Origin of the sequence: Microbacterium pygmaeum (assembly GCF_900100885.1) — a bacterium.
GTDB classification, from domain to species: Bacteria; Actinomycetota; Actinomycetes; order Actinomycetales; family Microbacteriaceae; genus Microbacterium; species Microbacterium pygmaeum.
Genome location: NZ_LT629692.1, coordinates 952,277 through 971,192 on the forward strand (window position 1 = coordinate 952,277; position 18,916 = coordinate 971,192).

Below are 18,916 nucleotides of genomic sequence, written 5' to 3' on the forward strand. Positions count from 1 at the left end.
CCGATACACTCTGGCTCAGTCCGACGGAAGGGGATGCGCGTGGCAGTGAGCGTGCGCGACGTCGCGGCCGCGGCATCCGTCTCCGTCGGAACAGTCTCCAACGTGCTCAACCAGCCCGGCAAGGTCGCGCCTGCCACGGTGGAGCGGGTGCTGCAGGCGATCGACGAGCTGGGGTTCGTCCGCAACGACGCCGCCCGCCAGCTGCGTGCCGGTCGCAGCCGCAGCATCGGGCTGGTGGTGCTGGATGTCGGCAATCCCTTCTTCGCCGAGGTGGCTCGAGGGGCGGAGGATCGCGCCGCCGAGGCGGGCATGAACGTGCTGCTGGGCAACAGCGACGAACGAACCGCACGGGAAGCCGCGCACCTGGAGCTGTTCCTGGAGCAGCGCGTGAACGGCGTGCTGATCACGCCCGCGTCTGAAGACCTGTCGGTCCTGCGGCGGTTGCGCGACAGCGGTGTGCCGGTGGTCCTCGTGGACCGCGACGTCGTCGGCGGATCCTTCGATTCCGTCTCCGTCGACGATGTGGAGGGCGGTCGGCTCGCCGCCACCCACCTCCTCGAGATCGGTCGCACCCGGATCGCATACGTCGGGGGCCCGCAGTCGATCCAGCAGGTCGCCGACCGGCTCCGTGGAGCGCGGGAGGCGGTGCGCGATCGGCCCGACGTCACGCTCGAGGTCATCGAGATGTCCGCGCTGAGCGTGCTGCAGGGGCGGGCGGCGGGTGAGGCGATCGTGGCACGCCCGGCATCCGAGCGGCCCGATGCGATCTTCGCCGCCAACGACCTGCTCGCCGTCGGACTGCTGCAGGCCTTCGCGATCATGTCCGACGTCCGAGTTCCGGAGGACATCGCGCTGATCGGCTACGACGACATCGACTTCGCCTCCGCGACGGTGGTGCCGATGAGCTCGATCCGCCAGCCCGCCCACCTCATCGGCGCGACCGCGGTCGAACTGCTGCTTCAGGAGCTCTCGATGCCGGACGGCGATCACGAGCGATCGGTGCGATTCCTGCCCGAGCTCGTCGTGCGCGAGTCGACCGGCGGGCGCACCGCCGGGCCGTGATCGGCAGACCCTACGGAAGCTCGAGCACGCCGTTCACGCGGCGCGGGATGCCCAGCGGATTGCCGTCCCGCAGGGCCGCCGGCAGCACCGATTCAGGAGCACTCTGGTAGGTCAGGGGGCGCAGGAAGCGGCGCAGCGAGCTCGCGCCGACCGACGTGTGCAGCGAGGTCGTGGCCGGCCACGGACCGCCGTGCTGCTGCGACCAGGTCACCGCGACGCCGGTGGGCCAGCCGGAGAACAGCAGCCGGCCGACTCGCTCGGACAGGACCGCCACGAGCTGGTCGATGTCTTCCCCGGGCTCCGCGTGGATCGTGCCGGTGAGGCTGCCCTCGAGCAGGTCGAGGGCGAGGAAGACCTCGGCGGGAGTGGTGTATTCGACCAGCAGCGTGGCCGGGCCGAACAGCTCCTCGCGAAGGCGGGGTTCGGTCAGGAACGCATCGACGGATGCCACGGCGAGGCCGGGCGTCACGCCCTCGCCGTCGATCTCCGTCGAGTCGACGAGCACCGTGAGGCCGTCGATGTCGCCGAGCTGCGCCCATCCGCCGGTGAAGGCGGCGTCGATCGCGTCGGTGAGCAGTCGCGCGGGAGCCGGCGCCCCGACCGCCGCCGCGGCGATCGACGGGATGCCGCTGCCGGCGGGGACGAGGACGATGCCCGGTTTGGTGCACAGCTGCCCCGAGCCAAGCGTGAAGGACGCGACGAGGCCCTCGGCGAGTTCGGTGGCGCGCGCGGCGGCCGCGTCGACCGTGATCACGACCGGGTTCACCGACCCGAGCTCGCCGTAGAAGGGAATGGGGTCCGGCCGTCCGGCGGCGATGTCGAACAGCGCGCGGCCGCCGGCGACCGACCCGGTGAAGGAACCGGCCTTGACAACGGGGTGCGCGATCAGGGCGCTGCCCGTCTCGCGGCCCTCGACGAGCGCGAACGTCCCCTCGGGTGCGCCCGCCGCCTCGAGGGCGGCGGTGACGACCTCGGCCGTGCGGTACGACAGGCGGGGGTGGCCGCTGTGCGCCTTGACCACCACGGGGCAGCCGGCGGCGAGCGCCGCCGCCGTGTCACCACCGGCGACCGAGAACGCGAAGGGGAAGTTCGAGGCCGCGAAGTTCGCGACCGTGCCCAGCGGCACGAGCAGGCGACGCAGGTCGGGCCGCGGCGGGGTGGTGGTCGGATCCGCCGCATCCAGTACGACCTCCAGGTACGAACCCTCCCGTACGACGTCGGCGAGCAGACGCAGCTGGCCCGTCGTGCGCGCGACCTCGCCGATCAGACGCGCTTCGGCGATGTGCGTCTCGTCCATGGCGATCGCGACGAGCTCGTCACGGGCCGCGTCGATCGCGTCGGCGACGGCATTCATCCACCTCGCTCGGACCTCGTCGGGAATGGTGCGCAGCACCTCGGCGGCACCGGCACTTCGCGCAAGGACAGCATCGAGTTCGTCGGGTGTGGAGGCCACGACAGCGGCGTGTGCGGGAGCGGATGCGGTGGTCATGAGGACTCCTCGGAGTGATCGGGCGTGGTGTCGGCGAAGGTGAGGCCGAGACCAGGCGCCTCGGTGACGGTGGCCTCGGCGCCGCGGATCTGCACGGGCGACGGCGCGGCGAGGACGCCGAGCGCCTCGAATCCGGCATCCTCCACATCCTCCACCCAGCACAGCTGATCGAGGGAGATGGCGAGCTGCGCGGAGAGGTCCGGCAGCAGGTGCGGCGCCACGTCGATCCCGCGGCCCGCAGCAAGGGAGCAGATCTCCAGGAACGGCGTGATCCCGCCGACGCGGACGACGTTCGGTTGGACCACCGCAGCGAATCCGGCGTCGAGGACCTCGCGGAAGCGATGGATCGTGTGGAGGTTCTCGCCGAGGGCGATCGGGACCGATATCGCCTCGGCCAGCGCCCGGTAGCCGGCGGTGTCGTCGGAGCGCAGCGGCTCCTCGATCCAGGCGAGGTCGAACTCCGAGAGCCGTTCCAGGGCTGTTCGGGCTGTCGGCACATCCCAGCGCTGGTTCGCGTCGATCATCAGCGCTCGATCGGGGCCCAGTGCCGCACGAACGGCCGCGACACGAGCGACGTCGTCGGCGAGGTCGCTCAAGCCGACCTTGACCTTGACCGCGTCGATGCCGCGTTCGATCCACCGCTGCACCTGCGCGACGAGTTCGTCGAGCGGGTAGTGCAGGTTGACGCCGGATCCGTAGACCGGCAGCCGATCGTGCCGCCGGCCGAGCGCGGTCGCGAGACCGAGGCCGCTCCTGCGGGTCTGCAGATCCCAGAGCGCGAGGTCGAGCCCGGCCATCGCGATCGTGGTGACCCCGCCTCCGCCTGCTTCGTGCAGGTGCGTCCACAGTGCGGGCCACAGGATCGCGGCGTCCGCTTCCCGCCCCACCGCGAAGCGCGTGATGTCATCGCTCAGCAGCGCCGTCACGGCGGACGCGCCGATGGTCGGCGTCCACGAGAACCCGGTGCCGAGGTTTCCCTCGTCGTCGTGGACCGTGACGATGATCAGGTGCAGGTCGGGGGATGCCGGCACCCATGGCCGCGGCATGCGCGCCGACAGGCGTCGCACATGGAGCCGGGTGATCCGGCTCATGCGCGCGCGGCCGCCGGTGCCATAAGCGTGCGTCCGATGACCAGCAGCGCTTCGAGGCGGGCGGTGTGGTCGGCCCCCGGATCGACCAGCGGCGGCCGGACGCCGCCGACGGGCAGTCCCGCGAGCCGGACTCCTGCCTTGACGAGCGCGACCGCATAGCCGGGTGTGGTGTCGCGGAGGCTGACCAGCGGGAAGTAGAAATCGGTGAGCAGCTGCGCGCAGCATACGTCGTCGCCGTCGACGTATGCACGGTAGAAGCCCTGCGCGATGTCGGGTGCCATGGCGAAGACGGCCGACGAGTACAGCGGGATGCCGATCGCCCGGTACGCGGCCTGCGAGGCCTCGGCGGTCAGCAGTCCGTTGAAGAACTGCACATCGGAGCGCACCGCGCGCGCCGCCAGGACGATCTGCTGCGCGAGGGCGACGTCGCCGATGCCGTCCTTGAACCCCACGACGGTCGGCCGGTCGCGCAGGATGCGGGCGAACGTCTCGGCCTCGAAGCGCGCGTTGGCGCGGTGGTACACGATGATCGGGAGAGCGGATGCCGCGGCCACCGCTGCGACATACGCTTCGAGCCCCGCCTGCGTGGCGCCGACGAGGTACGGCGGGAGGAGCAGGACGCCGTCGACGCCGATCTCCTGGAGCGCGCGGGCGGATTCGATCGCCTGACCGACGGGCCCGCCGATGCCGGCGATCACCGGGACACGGCCCGCGACGGCCTGCACGGCGGTGCGGGCGACGGCGACCGACTCGCTCGCCGACAGGGCGTGGAATTCTCCGGTGCCGCAGGCTGGGAAGACGCCGCCGGGACCGGCGGCGACGCCGCGCTCGATGTGCTCGCGGGTGAGCTCGTGGTCCACGCTGCCGTCCGCGGCGTACGCGGTGACCGGGAAGAAGAGCGGGCCGTCGGCGAAGTCGAAGCTCATGAGACTGCTTTCTGAGGAAGAGGGGAACCGTCGAGTGCGGGGCCGCGCGGGCTCTCGAGCCGGGCGAGGTCCTCGGGTGCGAGTTCGGTGCGCCACGACCGCGTCGGTCGCCAGCCGAGGTCGCGTGCGGCAGCGGCCGAGGAGAACACCGGCGCGTCCGCATCGAGTGCCGACACGTACGGCGTGGTGCCCGGGTGGAAGTGCGCGAGCAGGGCGGCGACCGGCTCGACGGCGAGCGAGTCCGCCGCGCCGACGACGTAGACGGCCCCGGGCGGCGTGCGATCGGCCTCGAGCCAGGTCCCGACGAAGGCGGCCACATCGCGGGCGTCGACGTAGTTGAAGAGCGAGACGGCGGCCAGCTCGGGCCGCTCGAGGCGTTCGAGCACGGTGTGGCCCTGCTGGGTCGGCGCGCCCGACCACTCCTCGGGCGAGATGACGTAGCAGGGGCGGAACGCCCCGAAGCGGACCGACGGCTCGCGACGTGCGAATGCGGCGACCGTCTCCTCGATGCAGATCTTCGACAGCGCGTACGAGTTCGACGCCCCCCGGGGGCTGCGCTCGTCCAGCGGGAGGCGCCCCGGGTCCCAGGTCGGGGAACCGTAGCCGAGCACCGTCGGGCTGGATGCCACGAGGACCCGCGAGGCGCCGGCCGCGACCGCCGCCTCGAGCACGGAGTGGGCCATCGCGGTGTTGACCGTGAAGATCGTGTGCTCGGGGGCGCTGAACGGGACCGCGATCGCGGCGAGGTGCACCACCGCGTCGGGCGCGAGGCGGGTGAACAGGATCTCGGTGGCGTCGCGGTCGGTGAGGTCGGCGGTCTCTCCCTCGTCGCCCGGCGCGAAGGCACGGTCGACGCTCAGCACGGCATGGCCGGCGTCGCGCAGCGCCTGCGCCACAGAACGCCCGAGACGGCCGGCTGCGCCGGTGACGACGATTCGCATGGATGTCCTTCGGGATCGGATCGTCCGAGCGTATCAGAAACCGGTTTCTCGGGCCACTAGACTGAGGGCGCCGTGCTGAGACGGCACCCGAGCGGAGGAGCGACCCATGGTGTCAGGCGACGCGGGTCGTCCGGTCACGATCGACGACGTCGCAACGCAGGCTCAGGTCTCCCGGGCGACCGTGTCGCGGGTGATGAACGGGCTCGCCACGGTCGACCCGGCGATCGCGGAGCGCGTGCGCCGTGCGGTCGAGCTGCTCCAGTACCGGCCGAGCGAGACGGCGCGGAGTCTGTCGCTCGGGCGCACCAACACCGTTGCGGTGCTCGTGCCGGATCTGGCCAACCCGATGTTCCAGTCGATCCTGCGCGGGGTCACGCGCGCTGCTGCCGAGGACGGCTTCCGCGTGCTCGTCGGGGACACCCAGGAGACCCCTGACGCGGAGCGGGATGCCGCGATCCAGGCGCGCCGGCGGTGCGACGCGCTCGTCCTGTGCGCGCCGCGCATGGGTGAGACCGATCTCGAGGCCGTGCTGGCTGCGGCATCCCCCGTCGCCGTGGTGAACCGCGGCATCGAAGCCGGGGCCGTGCCGCAGGTGTCGATGGATTACGAACAGGCCATCGGACTGCTCGTCGAGCATCTCGTCGGCCTCGGACACCGGCACCTGGTGTACGCGGGCGGCCCACCCACGAGCGCATCGAACCGGCTGCGCGGTCTCGGGCTGGACGCGGCGCTCGCGCGTCGGCCGGATCTGCGGATCGACCGCGTGAGTGTGGGCTCGACCCTCGAGGACGGGTTCGCGAGCGCAGCGCAGGTGCTCGGAACCGGAGCATCCGCCGTTCTCGCCTTCAACGACCTGGTCGCGCTGGGTCTGCTGTCCCGCCTGCGGGAGCTCGATGTGGCGGTGCCCGAGCGGCTGTCGGTCGTCGGCGTGGACGACATCCCGTTCGCGCGGTTCAGCACGCCGGCGCTGACGACCGTGCACGTGCCGCAGGAGGCGCTGGGGGTGCAGGCGTGGCGACAGCTGCACCAGGTCATGCGCGGTGACGGTGCTCCGGGTCCGCTCTGGCTCGAGGGCAGCCTCGAGGTGCGCGCAAGCACGGGCCCAGTTCCGGCCTGACGGTCAATCCGCGGATCGTCCGGACTCGCCGAATTCGGCGATCTTGGCGAACATGTCCTCGAGCAGGAAGCGCACGTCCATCTGCTCGACCACGCGCACCTCACCGCCCTCCTCGGCCGCTTCGTACCGTCCATCGGCGGTGAAGCGCACGGGCGGTTGGATCCGCATATTGCCCGAGAACGGTTCGATCATCAGCGCGATGGCTGGGGAATCGCCAAGCGACCGCGATTCGATCGGGACGGGGTTGTGCGCCGTGTTGAAGTCGACGACGCCCTGGGCGAGGTACGGGCCGATCGCGCCGTGCGGCTCCACGCGACGTCGCAGCTCGGCATAGCCCACGTTGACCAGACGATAGACGTTCGACGGGACCTGCCAGATCGTCAGGCCCGACGCGAACACGACGTTGGCGGAGGCGATGTCGTTGCGCAGATTGAACTCCGGCCAGGTGCCGGCGAACTCGATGTCGCCGTATGGCGCCCCGCCGATCCAGATCACGGTCGTGTCGGTGTCGGCGATGTCAGGGGCGAGCAGCAGCGCACTGGCCATGTCGGTCAGCGGCCCGAGGAAGGCGATGAACAGCGGCCCGGCGTCGGGCCTGCGAGCCTCATCGATGATCAGGCGAGCGCCCGGGCTGTCCACCGGCTCCGTCTCGGACGGCAGCGCCGCGGGCGCTCCGTCGGCGACGGTGACCACACCCGTCATGTCCATGAGCTCGAGGATGCGGTTCAGCTCGTCACGCGAGGCGCGCATCGACTCGTTCGTGCGCTTCGTGCCGAAGTGCGCGGGGATGATGCCGCGGATATCGAGTGTGGGCGAGAGCAGGGCGTGGACGAGAGCGAACTGGTCGTCGGCTTCGTTGGCCACGTCGGAGTCGATGAGGACGCGGCGTCGGCGGGGATCGTTGATGAGCATCGTCTCGAGCCTTCCACGGTTCGTCGTCGTTCAAGTAGAGTGCAATCACATTCATATCAGAATGGATATGCACTCATGCATCAGCCCGTGTTCGACGACATCACCGTCGGAACCTCGCCGCTCGGCCGCGACACGCGGCCCGGATCCCCCGAAGAGGCGGACGCCGTCGCCACGGCGATCGCACTGCTCACCGGCCCGTTCGCCCGCGTCGACACCTCGAACGCATACGCCGACGGACGCTCGGAGGAGGTGCTGGGAACGGCGCTCGCCGCTGTCCGTGAGCGTGGTGAACGGACCACGGCCGAGATCGTGACCAAGGTCGACGCCGACCCGCGAACCGGCGCATTCGATCGCGATCGCGTGCTGCGCTCGTACGAGGAGAGCCTCGCGCGCCTCGGACTGGAGCGGATCGGCACACTGCACCTGCACGACCCCTACTCGGTGACGACCGACCAGGCGTTCGGGCCCGGCGGGGCGGTTGAGGGGCTGCGGGAGCTTCGAGACGCCGGCGCGGTGGACGCGATCGGGATCGCGGCCGGTCCGGTGCCGCTGATGCGCGAATATGTCGCGACCGGAATGTTCGACGCGCTCCTGACCCACAACCGTTTCACGCTCGTCGACCGCTCCGCGAGCGTCCTGCTCGAGGATGCGCGACGACGCGGGATGCGCACGTACAACGCGGCGCCGTTCGGCGCCGGCATCCTCGCCTCCGGCGCCACGCCGGGCGCGACCTACGGCTACCGCCCCGCCGGAGCCGCGTTGACCGAGTGGGTCGAGCGCGCCGAGCGAGCCTGCGCGGCGCACGGCATCTCGCTGCGAGCCGCTGCGCTGCACTTCTCGCTGCGCTCGCCGCTGGTCGATTCGACCGTCGTAGGAGTCTCCTCGCCGGAACGGCTGGAGCAGCTGGTCGCACTGCGCGATGTCGTCGTCCCCGACGAGCTCTGGGTCGAGCTGGAGGGGCTCGGCACCGCCCCCAGTCCGCTGTCGGACGGGGAGGATGCCGCGTGAGCGAGCGCTACTGGGAGAGCACGCAACCGGGCGCCGGGCGGCGCGCTGCGCGCTCCGACACCCGAAGCGACGCCCGTGTGCAGAGCCTCGGCGGCATGTGGAAGTTCCGACTGTCGCCGACGGCGGACGGCACTGGGGCCGACTTCGTCGGCGACGGGTTCGATGACGGGTCGTGGGACGACATGCCGGTCCCGTCCCACTGGGTGCTCGAAGCGTTCACGCCGCTGAGCGGCGGACCCGCGCGATCGATGCGCGGCACGGCGGAAGGGCCGCTGTACACGAACACGGCGTATCCGATCCCGCTGGATCCACCGCGCGTGCCGACCGAGAACCCCACCGGCGACTACCGGCTGGTCTTCGACGTGCCGGCCGGGTGGGGCGACGCGGTCCTGCGCTTCCAGGGCGTCGATTCGTGCGCCAAGGTCTGGCTGAACGGACAGGAGCTGGGCTGGTCGAGCGGCAGCAGGCTGCCGTTCGAGTTCGATGCGCCGGTCGTTCCCGGGCGCAACGTGCTGGCGGTCCGGGTCCACCGGTGGTCGAGTGGGACCTACCTCGAAGACCAGGACATGTGGTGGCTCCCCGGTATCTTCCGAGATGTCGAGCTGCTGGAGCGGCCGGCCGGAGCGATCGACGACAACTTCGTGCACGCCGACTACGACCACCTCACCGGGACCGGGACACTGCGGGTGGACGCCTCGATCGATGCGGTCGTCGAGATCGCCGAGCTCGGCATCCGCATCCCTGCCGGCGAGACGGCGTCGGTACCCGTGGAGCCGTGGAGCGCCGACGTCCCGCGCCTGTACCGCGGCACGCTGGCCTCGGCCGGCGAGGTGGTCGAGCTCGCCGTGGGCTTCCGGCGCATCGAGATCGTCGACGGCGTGTTCACGGTGAACGGGCGGCCGGTGACCATGCACGGCATGAACCGGCACGAGCACCATCCCGACACGGGCCGCACGCTGGATCGCGAGACGATGGTGCGCGACATCGTGATGATGAAGCGGGCGAACATCGACGCCGTGCGGACGAGCCACTATCCGCCGCATCCGGAGTTCCTGCGGCTGTGCGACGAGTACGGCCTGTGGGTGGTGCTGGAATGCGACCTCGAGACGCACGGGTTCATCTACGCCGGGTGGGAGGGCAACCCACCGGCCGACCCGCGCTGGCGCGCCGCGCTGCTGGACCGGCTGCACCGCACCGTCGAGCGCGACAAGAACCACCCCAGCATCGTGATCTGGTCCCTCGCGAACGAGAGCTGGGTCGGCGACGGCATCACCGAGATGCGCGCCTGGCTCGAGGAACGCGACCCGTCGCGCCCCGTGCTGTACGAGCGCGACCCGCGATACCGCGACTCGGACTTCTACTCGGTGATGTATCCGTCGCTGGAGCTCCTCGAGCAGATCGGTCGCCGCGAGGAGCCCCGGGGCGGACGACTCGGGATGCACGGCCTCGTGTTCGACGACGACGACGAGGACGAGACCGAGTCTGCGGGCGCGGACGCGGTCATCGACGCCGATGACGCGCGACGTCGCAGCCTGCCGTTCCTGCTCGTCGAGTACGCGCACGCCATGGGCAACGGTCCTGGTTCGCTGCAGGACTACCAGCGGATCATCGACGCGCATGAGCGGCTGTGCGGCGGGTTCATCTGGGAGTGGATCGACCACGGCTTCTCCGCAGTCACGGACGACGGCGTGCCGTACATCCTGCACGGCGACGACGTCGAATCCGAGCCGAAGGGCGGGCGCTTCAGCCTCCACGGCGTCGTGTTCAGCGACCGCACGCCCACCCCCGCGCTGACCGAGATCGCGAAGGCCTACGCGCCGCTTCGGATCGAGATCGCCGACGCGATCGAGATCGTCAACGGCCGCCACAGCGCCGACACCTCCGACCTCGTCTTCCGCTGGACCATCGAGGTGGACGGCCTGCCCGCTGACGAGGGGATGCTCGAGCTGGCCCCGCTCGCCGCGGGGCATCGGACGAGCCTCGATCTGCCCGCTGCGGCATCCGCTCCTGGCTCCGGCCCCGCCGTGCTGACGGTCGAGGCGGTGCTCGCGGCCGGCACGCTGTGGGCGCCCGCCGGTCACGTCGTGGCATGGGGTCAGGCGCTGCTCGCGGAGCCCGAGCCCAGGCCCGGGCGCCCGCCCGTGCCGGAGCCGGATTCCGTCGAGACCCGGGCTTCTGCCCGAGACGCGGGTGCACGCGACCAGTCTCGGCGCGACGGCCGGCTCTCGAGCCTCGGCGGCGCGATCGTCGTCGGGGACGCAGCGTTCGACGCGGCGACCGGGCGCCTCCATCGACTCGGCGGTCTCGAGCTCGACGGCCCATGGATCGACGTGCACCGCGCACCCACCGAGAACGATCACGGGCAGGGCTCGCTGAACGACCTCGCATCGGTCTGGCGCGGAACGGGTATGGATCGGATGCTGCATCGCACCGACTCCGTCGAGCACGGCGACGGCTGGCTGCGCTCGAGCGGACGCACCGCACCGACGACCCACCCGCACGGCGTGACGTGGTCGATGCTCTGGCGCGCCGACGGCGCCGGAGTCGTGCTGGATGTCGAGGTCGACTTCACCGGACCCTGGGCCGACACGCCCTACCTGCACCGCGACATCTGGGTGCCTCGGGTCGGTCTGCTGCTCTCGCTTCCGGGTGGGTTCGATCGGGTCGAGTGGTTCGGGCGCGGACCGGGTGAGACCTACGTCGACTCGTACGAGGGATCACGGATCGGCCGGTTCGCCCGGACGATCGACGAGCTGCAGACGCCGTACCCGGTGCCGCAGGAGAACGGCAACCACGTGCAGACGCGGTGGTTGTCGCTCTCCGGCGAGGGGATGCCGGGGCTGCGGGTGGACGGCCGACCGCAGTTCGACTTCACCGCACGCCGATGGACCTCCCTCGACCTGCAGCGCGCGGCCAAGCCGCACGAGCTGCGCGACTCGGGCCGGGTGTGGCTGAACCTCGACTCCGCCCAGCAGGGCGTCGGCTCGGCATCGGTCGGCCCGGCGCTGCCGGAGCGGTACCGCCTCCCGCGGGAGCACACCGCGTGGTCGCTTCGTATGCAGGTCGACCCGCGCTGACCGCACCCGTTCGCGGACGAAACACGCCGCGAACGCACCGGACGTCGCGGCGTGTCTCGTCCGCAAACGGCGCGGCTAGCTGTACTCAGCAGTCACGTGGGTAACACTCTGCTGAGGGGTGTGCCGTTGATGGCGGTGTGGTGGCGTTCGGTGTTGTAGTGCTCAATGAAGGGTGCGAGGGCGTTGGTGCGGGCGGTGTTTGAGGGGAAGACCTGCCGGTAGGCCCACTCGGTTTGCAGAGTGCGGTTCAGGCGTTCTACCTTCCCGTTCTGCCAGGGGCAGTGCGGGCGGATGAGGACGTGTTTCGCGCCGAGCGTGCGGAGCACGGCCTGGACGTCGTGTGAGAGCCGGTAGCTGAAATGGTTGTCGGTCATGACCTGTTCGATGCGGGGGATGCCGTGCACGGCGAAGTACGCGGCAGCGCGGGCAAGGAACCCAGCGCAGGTTGGCCCCTTCTCGTCCGGGTGGATCTCGGAGTACGCAAGCCTGGAGTGGTCATCGATGATCGAGTGGACGTAGTCGAAGCCGATCCGAGCCTTCTTGTGAGCGGCGGTATCGCCGGCCGCTCTGCCGTGGGCGCGCCACCCGCCGCCGTCGGGGATACGGCCCAGCTTCTTCACGTCCATATGCACCAGCTCACCGGGGCGGGAGCGTTCATATCGGACGGCGGTCTGTTTCGAGGCGCGGATGATCTGCCCGGTCAACGGGTCGCATTCCGATAACCGTGGGACGCCGTGGCGGCGCAGGATCGCTCCGACCGTGCGGGCTGGAACCCCAGCGACCGGCCCGATCCGGTCCTGACCTTGCCGCAGCTGAGCGCGTAACGCGAGCACCCGCTGCTCGATCTCGACTGGCGTGCGCCGCGGCATCGACCGTGGCCGGGACGACCGATCCACCAACCCGGCCGCGCCCTCCAGCCGGAACCTGGACACCCACCGATGCGCGCACTGACGCGAGAGCCCGAGCTCTCGGGCGACATGAGCGAGAGGGCGCCCATCATGAATGACCCGAGTTATCAACAGGGTCCGTCCGTGGATATTCAACCGAGCATTACCGTGGGCCATGGGAACCTCCGGGGAGACTAGGGAACGTAAGCACTTCCACTAAGCCCCGGAGGTTCTCCTCACCGCAAGTCCCGAACCGTCACCAACGTCACAGCCGGGTACAGCTAGCGCTCGCCGAGGCCCCGGATGCGCTCGAACAGGTCGACGTCGCCGACCTGACCGCCCTTGAGGAGCAGCTCCAGTCCGTCGATCGCGGGGTCGGCGGACGCGGCGTGCAGCAGCACGATGTTCCCCCACGGGTTCGCCGCGATCGACAGCGACTCGACGCCGAGCAGCCGCGTGATCCGGCTGGACGTATCGCCCCCGCACACGATCACACGACGTGTCGTCCCCGCGGAGACGGCGGACGAGATGACGGATGCCGCGGCCTCGGCGATCGCCTCGAGCACCGGACGGCTTCCCACCGGCGTCGGGTCCGCATCGTCCGAGGTCAGCACGACGCTGCGCCCGGCCGCCAGCGCTTCCACGACCGTCGAGGCTGCGGCATCCGCCCTGCCCTCGTCCAGCTCCAGCGGCTGCACGAGCCAGCCGGCCGCGGCCGCCGCGTCCGCCTGGCGACGGGTCTGGGCCGAGCGACTGCCGGAGACGGCGAGGATCGGTCCGGTCGAATCGGTCGCGACCGGCAGCGCCACCTGGGTTCCCGGCTCCGCCGCAGCGACGGCGGTGCTCAACCCGCCCGAGCCGATCGCGAAGACCGGCCCAGGCAACGCGTGCAGCGCATCACCGACGGCGATCAGATGCGCCTCGTCGAGGGCGTCCAGCACGAGGGCGGCCGCATCGTCGTCCCGCAGCGCCGAGACCAGCGCGTCCGCCGACGCGTACGTCGGATGGAAGACCGACCCGATCGGCAGGTCGGTCTGCCTGCCCAGATGCACGGCGAGATCGGACTCGGTCATCGGCGTGCTCGGGTGCGTCGACATGGTCGGCTGGCGGTCCAGACGATAGACGACGCCGCCCTCAGCCGCGAAGTGGTGACCGAACGCCGTGAAGCGTCCGAAATCGGGCTGCGCGAACAGCACCGGCACCGGCGCGTCCGAGATCAGTTCGCGTCCGAGCTCGATCACGCGGCCGAGGCTGCCGATCTGCGGTGAGGAGTCAGCCGTCGAGCAGGCCTTGTACTGCACGACGTGGGGAGAGAGCGAGGCGAGGGCCGACAGCACCGGCCGCAGTTCGGCGTCGAGCTGCCCGGTCGGCAGCGAGCGGGCGATTCCGGCGATGCCGACCACGTCGCACTCCGCCGCCGCCCGCTTCAGCGCTGCGGCATCCGGAAGGCCGACGAAGAGCCGCCCCGACCATCCGTGTCGCGCGAACTGCAGCAGCGCGTCGACACTCCCGGTGAAGTCGTCACCGTAGAACGCGACGCGAAGCCCGTGCGATCCGGTCTCAGACACGCACCGGCCCGAATCGCTCCGACGCCCGGCGCAGCGGCTCCGACGCCGCGAAGGCCTCCTCCGCCGGCTCGCCGCGTTCGGCCGACGCCCACGCGTCGCGCATGCTCGCGACGCCCGCGGCGGCCCCGTCGGGGTGACCGTGGATGCCGCCGCCTGACAGGACGAGGAGGTCGGTGGTCCCGACCGCCTCGTACGTGGCGTGAGCGAGCCCGCCCCACTGGCCGGAGGACAGGACCGGGACGGTCGGAGTCAGGCCGAGCAGCGGTGTGCGCACGGCATCGATGGCGGCGAGCACCTCGGCGTCGGACTCGTAGAACTTGTTGCTGATCCCGTTGGTGTGCAGGTGATCGGCTCCGGAGAGGCGGGCCAGCTTCTGCCACGCACCGAACGCGATGCCGACCTGATCGCTGCGCGCCATGGCACCGAGCATCGCACGGTGCCCGTGGATCGGCACGCTGGACTTCGTGCGCAGGTATTCCAGGCCCGCGAGTCCGACCATGTTGATGCACGCCATCACGCAGGTGCCGCCGGCCGCCACGACGAGGTCGTGGTTGGCCTCGAGCCTGCCGATGTCGTCGGTGATGTTGAACGCGTACATCGGCTTGGTGCCCGTGCGGTCCGCGTGTCGCTCCAGCACCGGCATGACCGCGGCCACGCGGTCGGCCAGCGGCGATGCGGGTCCGTTGCCCTGCAGTTCGTCGTCCTTGATGAAATCGACGCCGGCCGCCGCGAGTTCGCCCACGACCTCGGCCAGCTCAGCGGGGGAGAGCCCGATGCTGGGCTTGATGATCGTGCCGAGCATCGCACCCGTCGGCCGGTTCATGAGCGCCCGCGTTCCGGCGATGCCGAAGGCGGGTCCGGCGTATCGGTCGGCGAACGCCTGCGGCAGGTCGAGGTCGACGAGCCGGATGGCGGCGAGCTCCTTCATCTCGAACAGGTTGCCCGCGACGGCGGCCAGCAGGTTCGGCAACGAGGGCCCGAAGTTGTCCAGCGGGAACCGCAGTCGCATCCGGGCGCGGCGGCGCAGGGCGGGGTCGCCGACGGAACCCGGAAGCGCGGACGCTGCAGTCGGCGGGATCTCGTCGATGCTGACGACCTGCGCGGCGAAGCGGGCGCGCACGGCGTCCGACTCGCGCTCGACGCGCACGAAGGTCCCGGTGGACTGTTCTCCGGCCAGGACTTCGGCGGCGTGCTCCAAGGGCAGCGAGGTCTCGATGATGTAGGTCGCCGTGACGTACGCGCCGGGCGTGAACGCGGGTGCGGGAAAGGCGGATGCTGGGGAGATGCTCATGATGGCGTCCTCACCAGACCAGGGGGAGCCATACGGACATCTCCCCGGGCCCGCGGTTGCCCCATGCGAAGTAGGGGATGAGCCGCACCCGCGCCGACCCGATCGCCTCGTCGGCGAGGTCGGCGTACAGTCCGTCCTCGGCGACCGCCGGAAGCACGGCGATCTCGGTCTCCAGCGCGAGCACGCGCGTCCCTGCGATCTCCGCCTCGACCGGGATCGGTGCGGCGCCCCGACGCAGGGCCGCCTGCTCGAGGACGACTCCGGCGGGAAGGTCGGCGCTTTCCAGCGCGTAGACGACCGGACCCCGCTGCACGGCGACCTGGTTCGTGATCTCCTCGGCGAGACGGTGCCCGCGCAGGATCCGCACCGGCATGGGCAGGACGAGTTCGATGAGATCGCCGACCGCCCAGTCGCGCTGGATGCGGGTGTACGTGCTCGGCGCTGAGACCTCGACCGCCTGGCCGTTGACCGTGAGGGATGCGCCGGTGCACCAGCCCGGGATGCGCAGGTGGACGGGCAGCGAGCGTTCGGCGGCGGTCACGGTGAAGGCGATGCGCTCCTGCCAGGGATAGTCGCTGTCCTCGCGGAGGGCCAGGCGGCGGCCGTCCTCGTCGGTGACGTCGAGATCGCTGCCGCCGTAGAGGTGCACGTACACGCCGTCGGCGGAGAGCGATGCGGCTCGTTCGTGGAACCGCGCGAGGGTGCGGGCGATGTTGGGCGGGCAGCAGAAGCAGCTCAGGTAGCGCTGCCGGAGTCGCTCGTCGGATGCCGGAGGCTCGGGCACCGGGTGCTGTCCCGTGTCACCAGGGCGGCGCAGGGCGTAGGGCAGGTCGCGCACCTGGCGCAGGGCATTCGTGTAGAAGTACTCCGAGCCTTCCAGGCTCACGCTCGCCAGCAGGCTGTTGAAGGCGATCTGCTCGATGACGTCGGCGTAGGTCGCGTCGCCGGTGAGTGCCAGCATCCGCTCGCCCCACAGGATCATGCCGATGTTCGCGCATGATTCGGCGTGGGCGGTCGTGTTGGGCAGCTGGTACGCGCGTCCGTATGCCTGATGCACGCGACTGATCCCGCCCTGCCAGGGATTGCCGTCGGGGGATGCCCCGTCGTACAGCGCGCCGCAGCCGCCGGTGATGTAGAGCTTGGTGTCGACGACGTCGCGCCACAGGTTCTCCAGCACGCCCTGCAGCTCGTCGTCAGCTGTCTCGGCGACGAGGTCGGCCAGACCCGCGTAGAGGTAGTTGGCCCGCACGGCATGGCCGGCCACGGCCGTCTGCTCGCGCACCGGGACGCGGTCCTGGTTGTCGTCGCCCCCCTCGTCGAACTCGTCGCGGACGCGGACGAACGCCTCGGCGAGGCGGAGGTACCGCTCGTCTTCGGTGGCGCGATACAGCTCGATGACGGCCATGTAGTGCGACGGGCAGATGGCGCTTCGCGCGAGTTCGACCGGCTTGTTCGTGGCGAGGTCCTCGAGGAATGACGCCGCCTTCTTCGCGGCATCCAGGAGGGTCGTGCTGCCGGTCACCTGGAAGTGCCGCACCCCTGCGGTGATCAGATGCCCGAGGTTGTACGTCTCGAAGTTGAACCGGTCGGCCAGTGCGGACACCGGCGCGTCGTTGCGCTCGGCGATGAACGTGGGTGTGTGCAGGTAGCCGTCGTCGCGCTGCACCGAGGCGATGAGCTGCGCCAGCTCCTCGACCTGGGCGGCCAGCTCGGGATCGGGGTCGGTCTCCAGGCGCGCGATCGCGGCCTCGAGCCACTTGTAGAAGTCGCCGTCCATGAAGGGTGGGCCGATGTGCTCGCCGGATGCGAGCCCTGCGGCGAGGCGGAAGTTCTGCAGACCGGGGCTCACCTGCGGGTCACTCAGCGACTCCCAGATGCGCGGCACCGTCACATCACGCGTCCGTGCGTGCAGGTCGCCCCAGAATCCGCGAGCCCATCGCGCGTTCGCCGCATCCAGTGCGCGCAGGGGGGTGTGCGTGGAGAGCGAGGTCGTCACCGCCATGGTGTGTGTCCTTCCGAGTGCGGATCAAGTCTGTCAGTGACGATTGAGCCACAAAGTGAATAGAATTTCAACCCTGACTGTTGACACACTCCGAAAAGTTGCCTACTGTCACTGACGTACCCTCACCCCGCATGGCCGTCGTCAAGGAGGACGCTATGAAAACCCGCAGCACGCGCCGCAGCATGATCGTGACCGGTCTCGCGCTCGCAACACTTCTCCCGCTCTCCGCCTGTGCCGGCGGAGCCGCTCCCGGTGCATCCGAGAGCGCAGGTGGAGGAGCCGCGACCGGCACCGACCCCGAGACCTTCACGGTCCTGACCGCGAACGAGAACCCGACGCTGGAGGCGCAGCTCACCGCGCTCTCCGAAGACCAGTGCAAGGCGGAGAACGAGGCGCTCCCGCTCGAGCACGAGAAAGTGGCCCAGGCCGACGTCGTGCAGAAGGTGACCCTCCTGGCCAGCCAGGACTCGCTGCCCGCGCACTTCATCGCCGGCACCGCCATGGTCCGCCCGGACGGCGACCTCGGCAAGGCCGACCTGCTCGTCGACTACCAGGCGGCCCTCGAGGACCAGGGCCTCTGGGACCAGATCCTGCCGGCTGCGGCATCCACCATCAACAACGTCTACGGCCAGTACGTCTCGCTGCCCTACCAGTACAACCTCGAGGGCATCTGGTACAACAAGGCCATCTTCGAAGAGGTCGGACTCGACGAGCCGCAGACCTTCGACGACCTGGTCGCCGCGAACGAGGAGCTGGCTGCCGCCGGCTACACGCCGATGGCGATGGCCGGTGCGCAGGCGTTCCCGCTGACCCGCCTGATCGGCATGTACATCTATCGCAACGTCGGACTCGACGCGATGACCGACATCCGCGACGGCAACGCCAAGCTGACCGACCCCGAGTACGTGGCCGGCGCCGAGGCGCTCGTGCAGATGGCGGAGGCGGGTGACTTCGGCGACGGATTCATCTCGCAGGATGCCTCGGTGGCCAACAACCAGTTCCTCACCGGCGCTGCGGCCATGAAGTACGACGGCACGTGGCTGCTCTCGAACATCAACGACGAGGCACAGAACACCATCGGCGCGGAGAACATCGGCTTCATGCCGTTCCCCGCCGTCGAGGGCGGCGCCGGCAACATCGACCAGTGGCCGGCCAACGCCGGCACGGCGATGGCGATGAACCCCAAGACCTACGGCCCGAAGGTGGCAGACTGGCTCGGCTGCATCGCCGAGAACTACGGCGCGCAGGCGCTGGGCGATGCCGGTGTCGTCTCCGGCTTCAAGGTCAACGGCGAGGTCACCGACGTGCCCGAGACCACCAAGATGGTTCAGGAGCAGGTGGCCGCGATCGATGAGACCGTGCTCTGGTTCGAGGCGCTGATGGACGGCAAGTCGACCTCGCTGGCTCAGTCGAACGTCTCGCTCCTGGTGAGCGGACAGCTGTCGCCGGAGGACTACATGGCACAGCTGCAGACCTCGATCGACGCCAACAAGTGATTCACCAGGACGGCCCGGGCCACCGCGTGGCCCGGGCCGTCCGAGTGTA

Annotated in this window: 14 protein-coding genes; 5 read left to right on the forward strand and 9 right to left on the reverse strand. The window is 70.3% G+C overall.

The window, feature by feature from the left end:
• Nucleotides 1-39: 39 nt before the first annotated feature.
• Nucleotides 40-1,062 carry a LacI family DNA-binding transcriptional regulator gene (locus BLT19_RS04380; protein ID WP_172825590.1) on the forward strand — a complete coding sequence of 341 codons (1,023 nt, stop codon included), beginning with the start codon at nucleotides 40-42 and terminating at the stop codon, nucleotides 1,060-1,062.
• Between the two features lie 10 nt (nucleotides 1,063-1,072).
• On the opposite strand, the gene BLT19_RS04385 is transcribed toward BLT19_RS04380, so the two are convergent.
• Genes BLT19_RS04385 through BLT19_RS04400 form a run of 4 tightly spaced genes read right to left on the reverse strand, consistent with a single transcriptional unit; the run spans nucleotide 1,073 to nucleotide 5,509 of the window.
• Entirely contained in the window at nucleotides 1,073-2,515 is a 1,443-nt protein-coding gene (locus tag BLT19_RS04385; protein ID WP_407939827.1) for an aldehyde dehydrogenase (NADP(+)), read from the reverse strand.
• A 32-nt stretch (nucleotides 2,516-2,547) separates the two neighbouring features.
• On the reverse strand, nucleotides 2,548-3,642 hold the full coding sequence (locus BLT19_RS04390) for a mandelate racemase/muconate lactonizing enzyme family protein (protein WP_091486983.1): 1,095 nt from the start codon (nucleotides 3,640-3,642) through the stop codon (nucleotides 2,548-2,550).
• Nucleotides 3,639-4,568 carry a 5-dehydro-4-deoxyglucarate dehydratase gene (locus tag BLT19_RS04395; RefSeq protein ID WP_091486986.1) on the reverse strand — a complete coding sequence of 310 codons (930 nt, stop codon included), beginning with the start codon at nucleotides 4,566-4,568 and terminating at the stop codon, nucleotides 3,639-3,641. Before BLT19_RS04395 ends, BLT19_RS04390 begins: the two co-directional genes overlap by 4 nt.
• Nucleotides 4,565-5,509: an NAD-dependent epimerase/dehydratase family protein gene (locus BLT19_RS04400; RefSeq protein WP_091486988.1), complete on the reverse strand. Its 945-nt coding sequence runs from the start codon at nucleotides 5,507-5,509 to the stop codon at nucleotides 4,565-4,567. Before BLT19_RS04400 ends, BLT19_RS04395 begins: the two co-directional genes overlap by 4 nt.
• A 106-nt stretch (nucleotides 5,510-5,615) precedes the next feature.
• Here BLT19_RS04400 and BLT19_RS04405 point away from each other — a divergent pair, with 106 nt between their 5' ends.
• On the forward strand, nucleotides 5,616-6,626 hold the full coding sequence (locus tag BLT19_RS04405) for a LacI family DNA-binding transcriptional regulator (protein ID WP_091486990.1): 1,011 nt from the start codon (nucleotides 5,616-5,618) through the stop codon (nucleotides 6,624-6,626).
• Between the two features lie 3 nt (nucleotides 6,627-6,629).
• Here the strand turns inward: BLT19_RS04405 and BLT19_RS04410 are convergent, their stop codons facing one another.
• Nucleotides 6,630-7,538, reverse strand: coding sequence for a nucleoside hydrolase (locus tag BLT19_RS04410; RefSeq protein WP_091486992.1), 909 nt, complete (start codon nucleotides 7,536-7,538; stop codon nucleotides 6,630-6,632).
• Between the two features lie 75 nt (nucleotides 7,539-7,613).
• Between BLT19_RS04410 and BLT19_RS04415 the strand changes: the two genes are divergently transcribed.
• Entirely contained in the window at nucleotides 7,614-8,546 is a 933-nt protein-coding gene (locus BLT19_RS04415) for an aldo/keto reductase (RefSeq protein ID WP_091486995.1), read from the forward strand.
• Complete coding sequence (locus BLT19_RS04420; RefSeq protein WP_231917788.1) at nucleotides 8,543-11,623, forward strand: glycoside hydrolase family 2 TIM barrel-domain containing protein; 3,081 nt, start codon at nucleotides 8,543-8,545, stop codon at nucleotides 11,621-11,623. The genes BLT19_RS04415 and BLT19_RS04420 overlap by 4 nt, the downstream gene beginning before the upstream one ends.
• Before the next feature lie 92 nt (nucleotides 11,624-11,715).
• Here the strand turns inward: BLT19_RS04420 and BLT19_RS04425 are convergent, their stop codons facing one another.
• From BLT19_RS04425 to BLT19_RS04440, 4 genes are all read right to left on the reverse strand, one after another.
• On the reverse strand, nucleotides 11,716-12,687 hold the full coding sequence (locus BLT19_RS04425) for an IS481 family transposase (protein ID WP_091486997.1): 972 nt from the start codon (nucleotides 12,685-12,687) through the stop codon (nucleotides 11,716-11,718).
• Nucleotides 12,688-12,791: 104 nt separating this feature from the next.
• Nucleotides 12,792-14,078: a four-carbon acid sugar kinase family protein gene (locus BLT19_RS04430; RefSeq protein ID WP_091486999.1), complete on the reverse strand. Its 1,287-nt coding sequence runs from the start codon at nucleotides 14,076-14,078 to the stop codon at nucleotides 12,792-12,794.
• Nucleotides 14,071-15,369 carry a RuBisCO large subunit C-terminal-like domain-containing protein gene (locus BLT19_RS04435; protein ID WP_091487001.1) on the reverse strand — a complete coding sequence of 433 codons (1,299 nt, stop codon included), beginning with the start codon at nucleotides 15,367-15,369 and terminating at the stop codon, nucleotides 14,071-14,073. The genes BLT19_RS04430 and BLT19_RS04435 overlap by 8 nt, the downstream gene beginning before the upstream one ends.
• A gap of 10 nt (nucleotides 15,370-15,379) precedes the next feature.
• Complete coding sequence (locus BLT19_RS04440) at nucleotides 15,380-17,371, reverse strand: glycoside hydrolase family 127 protein (RefSeq protein WP_091487004.1); 1,992 nt, start codon at nucleotides 17,369-17,371, stop codon at nucleotides 15,380-15,382.
• A 155-nt stretch (nucleotides 17,372-17,526) separates the two neighbouring features.
• Here BLT19_RS04440 and BLT19_RS04445 point away from each other — a divergent pair, with 155 nt between their 5' ends.
• Nucleotides 17,527-18,867, forward strand: coding sequence for an ABC transporter substrate-binding protein (locus BLT19_RS04445; RefSeq protein WP_091487006.1), 1,341 nt, complete (start codon nucleotides 17,527-17,529; stop codon nucleotides 18,865-18,867).
• Nucleotides 18,868-18,916: the final 49 nt, after the last annotated feature.